The 13,810-nt window shown below is 63.1% G+C and carries 14 protein-coding genes; 9 read left to right on the top strand and 5 right to left on the bottom strand.

Annotation, left to right across the window (positions count from 1 at the left end; all coding sequences use genetic code 11):
- Window positions 1-3: 3 nt before the first annotated feature.
- The 4 genes from AB5Y48_RS09295 (at window position 4) to AB5Y48_RS09280 (ending at window position 3,577) form a co-directional block, all read left to right on the top strand.
- On the top strand, window positions 4-576 hold the full coding sequence (locus tag AB5Y48_RS09295; RefSeq protein WP_050665814.1) for a YajG family lipoprotein: 573 nt from the start codon (window positions 4-6) through the stop codon (window positions 574-576).
- Window positions 577-600: 24 nt separating this feature from the next.
- Window positions 601-1,173, top strand: a complete 573-nt coding sequence (locus tag AB5Y48_RS09290) for a peptidylprolyl isomerase (RefSeq protein WP_368164293.1) — start codon at window positions 601-603, stop codon at window positions 1,171-1,173.
- Window positions 1,174-1,257: 84 nt separating this feature from the next.
- On the top strand, window positions 1,258-2,631 hold the full coding sequence (locus tag AB5Y48_RS09285; RefSeq protein WP_050665835.1) for an MFS transporter: 1,374 nt from the start codon (window positions 1,258-1,260) through the stop codon (window positions 2,629-2,631).
- A 127-nt stretch (window positions 2,632-2,758) separates the two neighbouring features.
- Window positions 2,759-3,577, top strand: coding sequence for an outer membrane protein OmpK (locus tag AB5Y48_RS09280; RefSeq protein WP_060584591.1), 819 nt, complete (start codon window positions 2,759-2,761; stop codon window positions 3,575-3,577).
- 93 nt (window positions 3,578-3,670) lie between these two features.
- Here AB5Y48_RS09280 and AB5Y48_RS09275 read toward each other — a convergent pair whose 3' ends face one another.
- Window positions 3,671-4,153 carry a YajQ family cyclic di-GMP-binding protein gene (locus AB5Y48_RS09275; RefSeq protein WP_368164270.1) on the bottom strand — a complete coding sequence of 161 codons (483 nt, stop codon included), beginning with the start codon at window positions 4,151-4,153 and terminating at the stop codon, window positions 3,671-3,673.
- 201 nt (window positions 4,154-4,354) lie between these two features.
- Here AB5Y48_RS09275 and AB5Y48_RS09270 point away from each other — a divergent pair, with 201 nt between their 5' ends.
- Window positions 4,355-5,275, top strand: a complete 921-nt coding sequence (locus AB5Y48_RS09270) for a ketopantoate reductase family protein (protein WP_050665818.1) — start codon at window positions 4,355-4,357, stop codon at window positions 5,273-5,275.
- 16 nt (window positions 5,276-5,291) lie between these two features.
- The gene (locus tag AB5Y48_RS09265) at window positions 5,292-5,849 is read left to right on the top strand and encodes a DJ-1 family glyoxalase III (RefSeq protein WP_050665819.1); all 558 of its coding nucleotides are present in this window, start codon (window positions 5,292-5,294) and stop codon (window positions 5,847-5,849) included.
- Here AB5Y48_RS09265 and alsS read toward each other — a convergent pair.
- Both alsS and budA read right to left on the bottom strand, forming a co-directional pair.
- Entirely contained in the window at window positions 5,846-7,516 is a 1,671-nt protein-coding gene (gene alsS / locus AB5Y48_RS09260; RefSeq protein WP_368164269.1) for an acetolactate synthase AlsS, read from the bottom strand. The genes AB5Y48_RS09265 and alsS overlap by 4 nt on opposite strands.
- 17 nt (window positions 7,517-7,533) lie before the next feature.
- Entirely contained in the window at window positions 7,534-8,325 is a 792-nt protein-coding gene (gene budA / locus AB5Y48_RS09255; RefSeq protein ID WP_050665821.1) for an acetolactate decarboxylase, read from the bottom strand.
- Window positions 8,326-8,434: 109 nt separating this feature from the next.
- Between budA and AB5Y48_RS09250 the strand changes: the two genes are divergently transcribed.
- Window positions 8,435-9,343, top strand: coding sequence for a LysR substrate-binding domain-containing protein (locus AB5Y48_RS09250; RefSeq protein WP_050665822.1), 909 nt, complete (start codon window positions 8,435-8,437; stop codon window positions 9,341-9,343).
- A 7-nt stretch (window positions 9,344-9,350) separates the two neighbouring features.
- Here the strand turns inward: AB5Y48_RS09250 and tyrS are convergent, their stop codons facing one another.
- Window positions 9,351-10,550: a tyrosine--tRNA ligase gene (tyrS, locus tag AB5Y48_RS09245; RefSeq protein WP_005349086.1), complete on the bottom strand. Its 1,200-nt coding sequence runs from the start codon at window positions 10,548-10,550 to the stop codon at window positions 9,351-9,353.
- A 111-nt stretch (window positions 10,551-10,661) separates the two neighbouring features.
- On the opposite strand from tyrS, the gene AB5Y48_RS09240 reads away from it, so the two are divergent.
- Together AB5Y48_RS09240 and AB5Y48_RS09235 are read left to right on the top strand one after the other, a co-directional pair.
- Complete coding sequence (locus AB5Y48_RS09240; protein ID WP_368164268.1) at window positions 10,662-11,939, top strand: peptidoglycan DD-metalloendopeptidase family protein; 1,278 nt, start codon at window positions 10,662-10,664, stop codon at window positions 11,937-11,939.
- Window positions 11,936-13,045, top strand: coding sequence for an anhydro-N-acetylmuramic acid kinase (locus tag AB5Y48_RS09235; RefSeq protein WP_368164267.1), 1,110 nt, complete (start codon window positions 11,936-11,938; stop codon window positions 13,043-13,045). Before AB5Y48_RS09240 ends, AB5Y48_RS09235 begins: the two co-directional genes overlap by 4 nt.
- A 42-nt stretch (window positions 13,046-13,087) precedes the next feature.
- Here AB5Y48_RS09235 and AB5Y48_RS09230 read toward each other — a convergent pair whose 3' ends face one another.
- A complete protein-coding gene (locus AB5Y48_RS09230) occupies window positions 13,088-13,783 on the bottom strand; it encodes a DUF3334 family protein (protein ID WP_050665825.1) in 696 nt (231 codons plus the stop codon).
- Between the last annotated feature and the right edge of the window lie 27 nt (window positions 13,784-13,810).

Raw genomic sequence — 13,810 nt, 5'->3', positions numbered from 1 at the left:
CAGATGAAGAAGTCTCTCATCCTGATGGGGGCGCTGCTGCTCGGCGGCTGTGCCACCAGTTGGCCGGAAACGGCCTATATCAATCCCCAAATCATCCCGGCCAACCAGCAATACTACTCGGGTAACAGCATCACCCTGGAGGGCGTCGATCGCCGTGAGGCAGCCTATGTCATCTCGGTCAAGAAGAGAGAGAAGGCCCCGGTGCTGGTCAACGCCTACGCCCCTCTCGGGCAGGTCCTCGCCGACAAGCTATCCGAAGGGCTGCGCAGCCAGGGGCTGAACGTGGGCGGTATCGGCTCGACACACCTGCAACTGGAGGTGCTGCAGGCGGCCGTCAATGTGGAGGAGAAGACCTTCACCTATGTGACCAAGTCCAGAGTGAGCCTCAAGGCCACCGCCGATTTCCAGGGCAATCGGGTGAGCAAGCAGTTCAACGCCACCTCCTCCAAAGAGGGGCCGGGTGAGCCGGACATGAGCGATCTGGAGTCCACCCTGAACCAGCAGTTGGGTAATCTGCTGCAACAGATCCTGGCGGATCAGCAGCTGCGCAGCTACCTCAAGGGCCAACCGGGCTAACGGAGAGTCATGATGAAAAGATGGATGAGTGTGCTGGCATTGGCTGCCAGCCTGTTGCCTGCTCTGCTGCAGGCAGCGCCAAGGGTTCAGTTTGAAACCAATCATGGCAATATCGTGGTCGAGCTCGCCCCCAAGGCGGCGCCACAGACGGTCAAAAACTTCCTGCGTTATGTGGCCGACGGCAGCTACGATGGCAGCCTGTTCCACCGCATAGTGCCGGGTTTCGTGGTGCAGGGGGGAGGCTATAACCAGCAGTATCAGCAGCTCCCTACCTATGATCCCGTGGTCAATGAATCCATCGGTGGCCTCTCCAACAAGCGGGGCACCATCGCCATGGCCCGAACCCAGGCGGTGGACAGCGCCACTCGCCAGTTCTACTTCAACCTGGTCAACAACACCAATCTGGATGGCGCCGGGCAAGCGGGCTACACCGTGTTTGGCCAGGTGGTGAGCGGACTCGAGGTGCTGGACAAGCTGGCCCAGACCCCGACCCAGTACAGCAGCATACTGCGCGCCAACAACGTGCCCACCACCCCCGTCATCTTGCGACATGTCACCCTGCTGCCCGATCAGCCGGCAACCAAGAAGAGCAAGTAAGCCTCAGGCGGGCCCAGAGCCCGCCTTTCACTTTGTTATTGCGAGGAGTGCAAGGTGCGCAACACATCCGGCTGGCTGCAGGTCATGGCCATCTATCTGGAGCCCAGAGTTCTCACCCTGCTGACGTTGGGATTCTCGTCGGGGCTGCCCCTGCTGCTGGTCTTTGGCACCCTCTCCTTCTGGCTGAGGGAGGCCGAGGTGAGCCTCACCGATATCGGCTACATGAGCTGGGTGGCACTGGCCTATGGCTTCAAGTGGGTGTGGTCTCCACTGGTCGATCGCCTCTCCCTGCCTCTGCTCTCAAGCCTGCTTGGACGGCGACGCAGCTGGATGCTGCTCTCCCAGCTACTGGTCATGGGAGCCCTGATCGGCATGGGGATGAGCGACCCCAAACTGAGCCTGACCCATCTCGCCCTGTTTGCCCTGTTGGTGGCCTTCGCCTCGGCGACCCAGGATATCGTCATCGACGCCTTTCGCATCGAGTCTGCCCCCGAGCGCCTGCAGGCGGCCATGGCGGCGGCCTACATGACGGGCTACCGACTCGCCATGATCCTGGCCGGCGCCGGCGCCCTGGCCCTGGCCGCCTGGCTCGGCAGTGATACTGGCTACTCTCGGGATGGTTGGCAACTGACCTATTTCATCATGGCCGCCTGCATGAGCGTCGGCCTTGTCACTACACTGCTCTGTCACGAGCCTGAAGCCGATCTGCAACGCCAGAGCGAGGAGCAAGCCGCCTGTAAAGCGTCGTTGCTGGAGCGGGGCTGGCCCCCAGCTATCGCCGCTGTGGGAGCCTGGTGCATCGAGTCTATCTGGCGTCCCTTCAGCGACTTCTTCGAGCGCTACGGCAAGACGGCGCTGCTGATCCTGGCGCTTATCGCCTGCTATCGCATCTCGGATGTGGTGATGGGGGTGATGACCAGCAGCTTCTATGTGGACCTGCAGTTTAGCAAGACCGAGGTGGCCACCATCACCAAGGTCTACGGCGTCATCATGACCCTGGTGGGCGCCAGCGTCGGGGGGGTGCTGGTGATGCGCTTTGGTACCCTGCGCATCCTGTTGATCGGCGCCCTGCTCACCGCCAGCACCAATCTGCTCTTCTCCCTGCTGGGGGTCGTGGGACACAACACCTGGCTGCTCACCGTCATCATCTCGCTGGATAACCTGGCCGCCGGCATCGCCACCGCCGCCTTTGTCACCTATCTGTCGAGCCTCACCAACGTCGCCTTCTCGGCCACCCAGTACGCCCTGTTCAGCTCGATGATGCTGCTGCTGCCCAAATTTCTGGCCGGTTTCTCCGGTGCCGTGGTGGAGCAAATTGGCTACAGCCACTTCTTCATTGGCACCGCCCTGCTGGGTATTCCCGCCATCTGCCTGATCCCGATCGTCTCCAAACGGACAACGGCTATCACGAGAGAGCGGTCACAAGATAATCGTTTGCGAAATAGTGGGGGTGATTAGACTCACACTTCATCACAAAGTTCCCAACAATTTATTTATCCCCCGGGATGTTTGGCCTAGAATCCACTCGCTCCCTCGCTGGAGCGGGCTACGGAAATCCTCAACTACGGACATAAGAGATAAGAAGATGGCCAAGTTCACCAAATCCCTGATCGCCGCCGGCCTGCTGGCCGCCGCCGCTACCCCCGCCTTCGCCGCCGACTACAGCGGTGACATCCACAAGAACGACTACAAGTGGATGCAGTTCAACGTGATGCACACCATCGGCCAGCTGCCGAGTGGCGATCACGACTACAACGACACCTACTTCGAAATGGAGTTTGGCGGTCGTTCCGGCCTGTTCGATCTGTACGGCTATGTCGACGTCTTCGATATCTTCGACAACCGTCACAGCGACAAGCACGGTGGTCAGAACATCTTCATGAAGTTTGCCCCGCGTCTTTCCCTGGATGCCCTGACCGGTAAAGATCTCTCCTTCGGCCCGGTGCAAGAGCTCTACATCGCCTCCCTGAACAACGTCGATGACACCATGATGGAGAACCAGATCGGTCTGGGCGCCGATGTGATGGTTCCCTGGTTTGGCAAGGTGGGCATGAACCTGTACGCTCGTCACGCCACCGAGAGCAAGTTCTTCCAGGAAGAAGAGGGTAAATGGAACGGCTATCAGTTCTCCATGAACTGGTTCAAGCCCTTCTATACCTTCTCCAACGGCTCCTTCATCTCCTATCAGGGCTACCTGGACTACCTGTTCGGCGCCGACACCTATGGCCGCGCCGACCGCAATGCCACTGGCGTTGCCACCTTCCACGGCCTGTACTGGCACTCCGACCGCTACGCCGTCGGTTACGGCCTGAAGTACTTCAACGACGTGTACGGCATCAACAACTCCGATGGCTTCAAGTCCACCGGTTTTGGCCACTACTTCTCCGTTACCTACAAGTTCTAATCGAACCTCGGGTAACCAAAAAACCGGAGCATCTGCTCCGGTTTTTTTATTGCGCCTGATAAGCAAGGGGGCAGTGCCCTGCCCCCTTGAGACTCAGTCGCGGAAGTTCTGGAACTGGAACGGCTGATCCAGTTCGGCACCGCGAATGAGCGCGATGGCCTCCTGCAGATCGTCACGCTTCTTGCCGGTGACGCGCACCTCGTCGCCCTGGATGGCGGCCTGCACCTTGATCTTGGAGTCCTTGATCAGCTTCACCAGCTTCTTGGCGGTCTCCTTCTCGATCCCCTGCTTAAAGTTCACCTCGAGGGAGAAGCGCTTGCCGGAGTGGACCGAGTCCCCCACCGTCATGGAGTTGGTATCTATGCCCCGCTTGATGAGCTTCTCGCGCAGGATGTCGACCATCTGCTTGAGCTGAAAATCGGCGTCCGCCTCCAGCTTCACCACTTCCTTGCTGAGGGTGAACGAGGCCTCGACACCACGAAAATCGAAGCGGGTCGAGAGCTCGCGGTTGGCGTTGTCCACCGCGTTCAACACCTCGTTCATCTGGACTTCGGACACAATATCGAATGACGGCATCTGGGCCTCCTCATCTAATCTGAATCGCAGGGGGCACACTCTACCAAAATCCCGCCAAAAAAGCTGACCCCACTTTGCCCCCTTGCTAGAATGCCACCCCGAAGCATGATGGATAAGCCCCATACAGGGCCATTGCTCACGTACCACCATCAGGCGGCCGATCGGCAGGAGCCGGGTCCCCGCCCGCATAACGAGAATTCGATGCCACGCAGCAATACACTCCCCCCCCTCTGGACCCTGCTCGGAGCCGGCGCCCTCGGCGGTGTCTTCGCCAGCCTGCTCTCCCAAAGCGGCCAGGGAGTACGTCTCATGGTGCGCGACAGCCAGCGTTCGCGCCTGCACCCGACCCTGGACTTCACCGCCCTGGATGGCTCGGCGCATCTGCTCCCCATCCCGCGCTGCTTCGCCAGCGACGGCGCCACGACCCGCCGCCTGCTGGTGATGACCAAGGCCGGTCAGGTAGTCGAGGCGCTGCGCCCCCTGCAGGGAATACTCGGGCGCGAGGTGCCCATAGTGCTGCTGCACAATGGCATGGGAATCGCCGAACAGGTGGCCGAGCTGTTCCCCGACAATCCCCTGCTGGTGGGGGTCACCAGCCACGGAGCCATGCGCGGTCAGCACTACAGCTTTCGCCATACCGGCAAGGGAGAGACCTGGATCGGCCCCTTCAATGAGGCGGGTCGCCAACACCGCCATATCGCCGATGACCTGGCCCGAGCCCTCGGCCAAGCCGAATGGGACGAGCAGATCCAGCGTCGTCAGTGGCAAAAGCTCGCCATCAACTGCATGATTAATCCGCTTACCGCCCTGCACAGGGTCAAGAATGGCGAGCTCTCCACCCCCCGCTTTGGCGACGCCCTGACCCAGCTCTCGGTGGAGCTGGCCGACGTGATGCAGGCAGAGGGGATGGAAGCGGGCGCCGACGAGCTGCTGCGCCGGGCCCTCACAGTGGCAGAGCTGACGGCGGATAACCACTCCTCCATGTTGCAAGACAGGGAGGCAGGACGCGTCACCGAGATCGACGCCATCACGGGCTATCTGCTGGCGCGCGCCGACCATCACGGCATCGCCGTGCCGGTTAACCGCAGCCTGTTTGAGGCCATTTCACAAAAAGCAGGCTGATGCCTGGGAGGCAGGGATGAAGGCAGTGGTCCTGATGGGGCCGGGCTCGGAGGAGATCGAGACCGTGACCCTGGTCGATGTGCTGGTGCGTGGTGGCGTGGCGGTGACGCTCGCCTCCTGCGCCCAGGATGGTGCGCTCACCCTCACCGCCTCGCGCGGAGTGAAGATAGTGACCGATGGCCATGTGCGGGATCTGCCCGATGAGCCCTGGGATCTGGTGGCGGTGCCGGGGGGGGTGCCCGGCAGCGAGGCCATTCGCGACAGCGATGAGGCTATCGCCCTGCTGCGCCGTCAAGCCGCCGCGGGGCGCTGGCGCGCCGCCCTGTGCGCCGCACCCGCTTTGGTGCTGGCCCACCACGACCTGATAGGTAGCGCCCGCGTCACCTGCCACCCGGGCTTTCAGGAGCGGCTGCCCGCCGCCCAGCTGAGCACAGACAGGGTGGTTGTCGATCGGACGCATCGCCTCATCACCAGCCAAGGGCCGGGCACCAGCCTCGAATTCGCCCTGACCATCCTCGCCGAGCTGAGAGGAGACGATCTGGCGCGCCAGGTCGCCGCCCCCATGGTGGTCTAGGCCATCACCTCGGGACGCAGCTGGGCCATCAGGCTCGGGTTGTCCGAGTAATCCACCGGAATGGCCACCACGGCCGGCCCGTCGACCTCCAGCGCCGCCCTCAGGGTGGCGCGCAGGGTGTCGGCCGACCTCACCGCAAATCCCGCCGCCCCGAAGGACTCGGCATAGCCCTTGAAGTCGATGGGACCAAACGCCACCCCCGAGGTGCGCCGGTATTTCTGCTCCTCCTGCATCGCCACCATGTTGTAGCCGTTATCGACCCAGATGATGTGCAAGATGTTGCTGCCAAGGCGTACCGCCGTCTCCAGCTCCATGCTCGACTGCATGAAACTGCCGTCCCCTGACACCGACACCACCTTCTCCCCCGGCCGCACCATGGCCGCACCAATAGCCCAGGGCAGTGCGACCCCCATGGTCTGCTGACCGTTGGAGATAAGCACCTGGCGGGCCCGAAAGCTGTAGAGATAGCGGGCGATCCAGATGTGGAAGCTGCCCATGTCGACGCACAGGGTCATGTCGCCACGCACCAGATCCTGCAGCTCGCGCACGATGCGCAAGGGGTGCACCGGCATGCCGTGCAGATCGTCGGCGCGCAGGGCCAATCGCAGCCGCTGCTGACGGACGCCATGCAGCAGGCGTTGAACCTCGGTAGTACGCTCCTTGGGATGACCCAGGGTGTGTGTCAGTCGCTGCAGGTTGGCGCTGATCGACCCCACCAGCTCGCCATTCGGGCAGTAGCAGCTGTCGATCTCCGCCGGCAGCACGTCGATGTGCAGGATGCGCCGCGAACGATCCCCATTCCACAGCACGGGATCGTACTCGATGGGGCTGTACCCGATGCAGATCACCAGATCCGCCCCCGCCAGTAACTGATCACCCGGTTGGTTGTTAAACAGGCCGACCCGGCCGGCAAAGTCATCGAAGTGCTCGCTGTCGACCACCCCGGCCGCCTGGTAAGTGCCGGTGACTGGCAAACGCACCTTGTCGAGAAAGGCGCGCACCGCCTCGGCGGTGGAAGGCCGGCTCGCCATCAGACCGAGCAGCACCACCGGATTGTCCGCCTCACTGATGAGAGCGAGCGCCTGCTCCAGATTACGCTCATCGGCACAGCCGGGCTCGGGCACCTCGCGCGGCACCAGCACCCGCCCCTGCACCGGCTTGTTGATGATGTCCATCGGCAGGCTGACAAAGGCCGCCCCCGGTCGCCCCAGTTCGGCAGCACGAAACGCATTGGCCATCACCTCGCAGAGCGCCGCGCCACTGCTAACCTGAGCGCTGAACTTGGTGACCGGCCGACACAGGTTCACCGTATCGAGACTCTGATGGGTGAGCTTGAGGCCATCGGCCCGCCGTACCGCCCCTCCCAGGGCGACCATGGGGTCCCCCTCGGACGTGGCGGTGGCGAGCCCGGTCACCAGGTTGGTGCAACCCGGCCCCGAGGTGACCAGCGCCACTCCCGCCTTGCCGGTCAAGCGCCCCACCGCCGCCGCCATGAAGGCCGCGTTGGCCTCGTGGCGCACCACTATGGTCTCGATGGGCGACTCCTCCAGGGCGTCGAATACCCGATCAATCTTGGCGCCCGGGATGCCGAACACCTGTCTGACTCCTTGCGCCTCAAGGTGGCGCACCACCAGCTGGGCGCCACACTGCCACTGCGTGTTTTCCATCGAATCCTCCTTGTGTGTCAGCCTTCGGCGGCGCGGATCGCCCGATCCAGTTCGGCCGGGCAGAGGTTGGCGCCCCGAAAAGCGGTGTCGGGCGACAGTGTCAGATTGAGATGGCGCACCACACAGAGGCGCAGCGTACCGTGCGCCATGGCGTAGTCGAGCAGGTGGCCTCCGCAGCAGCGATCCTCTGTGATCATGTGCTCATGAAATCCCGCCACGTTGATCCCCTGCACGAAAGGGGGGCAGCGAAAGCCAACCAGGGTTCCCTCCACCCCGGCCAGGCGAAACAGCGGCTGCGCCTCGATGGCCTCCAGCATGGGCTTATAGGGTGGGCTCTGGCGCGGCACTGTGCGCACCTTGGCGGTTTCGAATCGACCATCGAGACGCAGGGCCACGAAGACATTGTCCGACCCCACCAGGCGATCGACCCACTGGTGGATCTCATCCCGGCTCAGGGGGTGGTCGAAGTGCCGCTCCAGGCAGGGGCGAAACTGGGTCATCACGGCGAACGGCGTCTTCTGCCAGGGATCGGCCCGACGCGCGGAGCCGTCGGCTTTCAGCTGATGGATCTGCCGCTCGAAGGCGATCAGCTCCCCGTCGAGGTGGTTGAAGGTGCCGAGACCAAAGTCTCCATGGTGCAGAAGCTCACTCATGGTGGTCTCCCCCTCGTAAACGCCGGCCAGCAGGGCGCTCATCAGGGAGCTCTGATAGATCACACCCTCATCCTGATGGCGGCGCCAGCGGTCAAACTGGCGACTCACCTCAAGCGCGCAGCTATCCTGGCTGTCAGATACGGCAATCTCTCCCATTTGAGTTTCACCTCTCGATCTCGTCCTGTTACTGTTCGGAGTCAATGGTGACCCAGTTCACACTCCGATGACCAATACTCAGCACCCACGACTTCGAGACGCCTTCGATATGGAACTGCGAACCCTCAGATACTTCATGACGGTGGCTAAGCTGCGCAGCTTCACCCGCGCCGCCGAGCGCCTCGGCATGGCTCAACCGCCCCTGAGCCAGCAAATTCGCAAGTTGGAGGAGGGGTTGGGCACTCCCCTGCTGCGCCGCCTGACCCGCAGCGTCGAGCTCACCGAAGCGGGCGAGAGCCTCTATCAAGATGCGGCCCGCATCCTGTCCCTGGCGGAAGGGGCACGTCAGCGGGTCGAACGCATCGCCCGCGGCGAGGCGGGGGTCCTGCGTATCGGTTTCGCCGGCTCCACCGTGCTCCATCCGGCGGTGCTGGCCTTGCTGCACGACTTTCGCGAGCGCCACCCCGAGGTCATGCTCACTCCCCAGGAGGGGAGCATGCCGGGGTTGGTCGCCGCCCTCTACGACGAGCGGCTCGACGCCGCCATTCTTCGCCTGCCGTGCAGCGCCAGTGCCGACCTGGCGCATCACCTGATTGAGCGCGAACCACTGGTGATCGCCCTGCCCGCCCGGCATCCCCTGGCCGGTGCCGATGCTCTGGCCATGCATCAGCTGCGCGATGAGTCCTTTATCCTGTTCCCGCGCGACATAGGTCCCGGTCTCTACGACGGGGTGATCGGCCTGTGCCAGGGGGCCGGCTTTGTGCCACGGCTCGGCCACGAGTGCCCCCAGGTGATCTCGACGGTAGGCATGGTGCAGGCGGGGTTTGGCATCACGCTGGTGCCGCGCTCGGTGGCAGCCCTGCATCCCCAAGGAGTGAGCTATCACCCTGTGCTGGGAGGGGGGCTCATCACCGAGGTGAGCCTGGCCACCCGCCCCCACCCGCGCAGCGCGGCCCTGCGCCGGCTCATTTGTCAGATACAAAAAAGGCCTCCCGAAGGAGGCCTCTTGGCAAGGTAAGCACCGCTTACGCCAGGGTGATGCGCGCGAACTTGCGCTTGCCCACCTGATAGACGGCGGTACCGGCACCCAGCAGCGCCTTGCCGTCATCCAGCTTCTCGCCGTCGATCTTGACCGCCCCCTGCTTGATCATGCGCAGGGCCTCGGAGGTGGTCTCCACCAGGCCGGCCTCCTTGAGCAGGTTGGCCACCGGCATCCCCTCCCCTTCCAGGGCCAGGGTCAGCTCCGGCATCTCGTCCGGGATAGCGTTCTTGGAGAAGCGCTGGGTGAAGTCCTCGTGAGCCGCCTCGGCCGCCGCCTCGTCGTGGTAACGGGCGATGATCTCCTTGGCCAGCCAGATCTTCACGTCACGCGGATTGAGGGTACCGGCCTCGATGCCCGCCTTGAACCCTTCGATGTCGCTCAGGGGACGGAAGGAGAGCAGCTCGTAGTAGTTCCACATCAGGGTGTCGCTGATGGACATGATCTTTCCGAACATCTCGTTCGGGGCATCGTGCACACCGATGTAGTTATTGGCCGACTTGGACATCTTCTTGACCCCGTCCAGCCCCACCAAGAGTGGCATCATCAGCACACACTGGGTCGCCATGCCGGCGTCCTTTTGCAGCTCGCGCCCCATCAGCAGGTTGAACTTCTGGTCGGTACCGCCCAGCTCGACGTCGGCCTTGAGGGCCACAGAGTCATAGCCTTGCAGCAGCGGGTAGAGGAACTCGTGGATGGCGATGGACTGACCGCCGGCGTAGCGCTTCTTGAAGTCGTCGCGCTCGAGCATGCGGGCCACGGTCTGCTTGGCCGCCAGCTTGATCATGCCGGTCGCCCCCAGCTCCTTGAGCCAGCTGGAGTTGTACTCGATACGGGTCTTGGCCGGGTCGAGGATCTTGAACGCCTGCTCGGCGTAGGTCATGGCGTTGTGCTTGATCGCCTCTTCGGAGAGCGGCGGACGGGTGGCGTTCTTGCCGGAGGGGTCCCCCACCAGGGCGGTGAAGTCACCGATGAGCAGGATCACCTCATGGCCCAAATCCTGGAAAGTCTTCAGCTTGTTGAGGATGACGGTGTGGCCCAGGTGAATGTCCGGGGCGGTCGGATCCATCCCCAGCTTGATGCGCAGCGGGCGCCCTTCCTTCAACTTGGCAACCAGTTCCTCTTCAACCAGGATCTCTTCTGCTCCGCGTTTGATCTCGGCCAGCGCCATCTCGAGCTGGGACATGTTTTGACTCTCCAATCACGTTTCCACAAGACCGCTCATCTTACTGGAATGGCAGGACAATTGGAAAGCCTGTAAAATCGCGGCATTGTGCTCGTTTGTCCCCCCTTTTTCATGGCTATCTGGAACGCCTTTACTAACCTCCCCCATTGGCACCGCCGAATGGTGCTGATCGTGGGAATTCTGACCATGATGCTGGCCATCTGGCCGAGCGAGCGTGTCGAAGCGATTCGCACCGTGTCCGAACCGTCGCCGCCCCCTCAGCTCGTGCCATCCGGGCCGGTGACGCCCGCCAAGCCCAAGTTGGTAACCCGCAATGTCACGGTACGCAGCGGGGATAACATGGGCGTCATCTTCCAGCGCCTTGGCCTCGACAGCGGCGATCTGCACACCATCGATCAGCTGGCAGCGGCCGAGCCATTGCGCCGCCTCAAGCCCGGCGACGAGCTCACCTTCAAGCTGACCCCGCAAGGGGATCTCCACAGCCTCTATTACCCCCATAGCCTGGATCAGACCCTCAGGGTGAGCCGGGATGGAGAGCGTTTCGCGGCCCGCCACCTCAAGATTGACCTCGATACCCGCGAGAGTCTGGCTCAGGGGGAGATCCGCGCCAGCTTCTGGGGCTCGGCGGTGGAGGCCGGCCTGGACGAGCCGCAGATCATGAGTCTGGCCACCATCTTCGGCTGGGATATCGACTTTGCCCAGGACCTGCAACCGGGCGATCGCTTCACCGTCATCTATCAGGACAAATACCGGGACGACGAGCGGGTCGCCGCCGGCGACATACTGGCCGCCGAGTTCGTCAATCAGGGAGAGCGCTATCGCGCCATTCTGGGGGAGGATGGTACCTACTACACCCCGGAGGGAAAGGCGATGCGCAAGAGCTTCCTGCGCGCACCGGTCAACTTCCGCTACATCAGCTCCAACTTCAACCCGCGCCGCCTGCATCCGGTCACCGGCAAGGTTCGCCCCCATAACGGCATCGACTATGTGGCACCTGTGGGTACCCCCATCATGGCCTCCGGCTCCGGCAACGTGGTGGCCGCCGGTTACAACCAGTTCAACGGTAACTACGTCTTCATCCGCCACGACAGCACCTATGTCACCAAGTACCTGCACCTCTCCAAGCGCATGGTCAACAAGGGACAGAGGGTCAAACAGGGTGAGACCATCGGCCTGCTGGGTGGCACCGGGCGCGTCACAGGCCCGCACCTGCACTACGAGTTTCTGGTGGCGGGTGTGCACAAGAATCCACGCACCGTCACCCTGCCCAAGGCCGAGGCACTGGCAGGACGGGAGCTCAAGGCGTTTCGCGCCAGCAGCGCCCCCCTGCTCGCCCGCCTCGACAGTCCGGGGGATGACAGATTGGCCATGAGCCGGGAGAAACCATGAGAGAGCGCTACATAGGACTCATGTCCGGCACCAGCATGGATGGCATCGATGCGGTGCTGATACGCCGCAGCCCCTCCCAAGGCGACCAGACGTGCTGGGAGGTAGAGAGTGCCCTGTGCCACCCCTGGCCCACCACAGTGGCCGGCGAGCTGCATGCTCTCTGCATGCCCGGAGAGAACGAAATAGACAGGCTCGGGGTCGCCGATAACCGGGTGGCCGACGAGTTTGCCGCCGCCACCCTGGCCCTGCTGGCCAAGGCGGGGCTGACGGCGAATGACATCAGGGCCATCGGCTCCCACGGTCAGACGGTACGCCACCGACCCGAGCTCGGCTTCACCCTGCAGATCGGCAATGGCCACCGGCTGGCCGCCCTGACAGGGATCGACGTGGTGGCCGATTTTCGCACCATGGACATGGCCCTGGGCGGTCAGGGGGCCCCCCTGGTGCCCGCCTTCCATCAGGCCTGTTTTGCCAGCCAGGCAGAGCCTCGCGTAGTCCTCAACATCGGCGGCATCGCCAACCTCTCGGTGCTGCCGGGCCCCCCTGAGGGGGTCTACGGCTTCGATACAGGCCCGGGTAACACCCTGCTCGACGGCTGGCACCGGCGCCACCGGGGCGGCAGCTTCGATGCCGGCGCGGCCTGGGCCTCTGAGGGAGAGGTGCACGAGGCGCTGCTCGGGGAGCTGCTTGCCCACCCCTACTTCGCCCAGCCCCACCCCAAGAGCACGGGGCGCGAGACCTTTACCCTGGCCTGGCTCGATCACTTGCTCACCGGATACCCCGCACTGGCACCGGCCGATGTGCAGCGGACCCTGCTGGAGCTGACTGCCCGCTCCATTGCCGATGCCCTGCCGGCCCGGGCAGGCTCACTCTTCGTCTGCGGCGGCGGGGCCCATAATCCGCTTCTGATGGCTCGCCTGGCAGCCCTGTCACCCCGCTGGCAGATAGCGGACACCTGTGCCCTCGGCATCCACCCGGACTGGGTCGAAGGTGCAGCCTTCGCCTGGCTGGCGCAGCGCTTTCTCGCCCGTGAGCCCGGCAATTTGCCGGCGGTGACGGGAGCCGCACGCCCCGCCGTACTTGGCGCCCTCTTTCCTGCCCCTTAAAACGAAAAAGGCCACCTCGCGGTGGCCTCTTGCTATGAGGGATCAGATCCCGAGTGAGTCGAGCAGATCGTCGTGATCGCCCCCCCCTGCGGCAGCCGGCGCCGGGGCGGCAGGCTTGGCCTGGTTGGCCTGGGCGATCAGCTCGTCCGGATCGATCTCCTCGTGCACCTCCCCATCGTGAATCTTGATGAACTCGGTACGGTCCATGGCAAGCTCCAGGTAGAAGATGTTGTTATTGGAGGTAAAGAAGGTGACTCGGCGCGACTCGGGATGGTCCAGATTGGTGTCGACACTCAGCATCACCTGCTTGTTAAGAGCCAGCATCTTGGGCTGGTTCTGGGTGATGTGAGTCTGCAGCTCACGCCCGACCTTGCCGGTGAAGCTGCCGACGATCTGGTTCATCAACTCACCCATCACATTGCTCACCTCATCCGAGGTGTGAGAGATGGCCAGATCCTCCTTGGAGAGCCCCATGCTCAACATGTAGTTTTGATAGAGCTCCATGGCGGCGGCGGCGGAGAAGTTGATCACCACCAGGCCGGAGAAACCACCGTCGAACAGCACGAAGCAACCGATATCGGGCTTGAGGCAGGTCTTGCTGATGCGCTGTACCATGCCGGAGAAACGGACCTGGCTCTGGGTAGCGGCACTGAGTACACCGGTTACCGAATGGCAGAGGCTGAGCAGCACATCCTCTGTGGTCAATACCCGGGACTCTTCATCTTTGTTAAACATCATGTGACATCCTGAACACGTTGCGGTGGG

The organism is Aeromonas sp. R6-2, assembly GCF_040908155.1.
Lineage (GTDB): Bacteria > Pseudomonadota > Gammaproteobacteria > Enterobacterales > Aeromonadaceae > Aeromonas > Aeromonas schubertii.
This window is presented reverse-complemented; position numbering and strand designations above follow the sequence as displayed.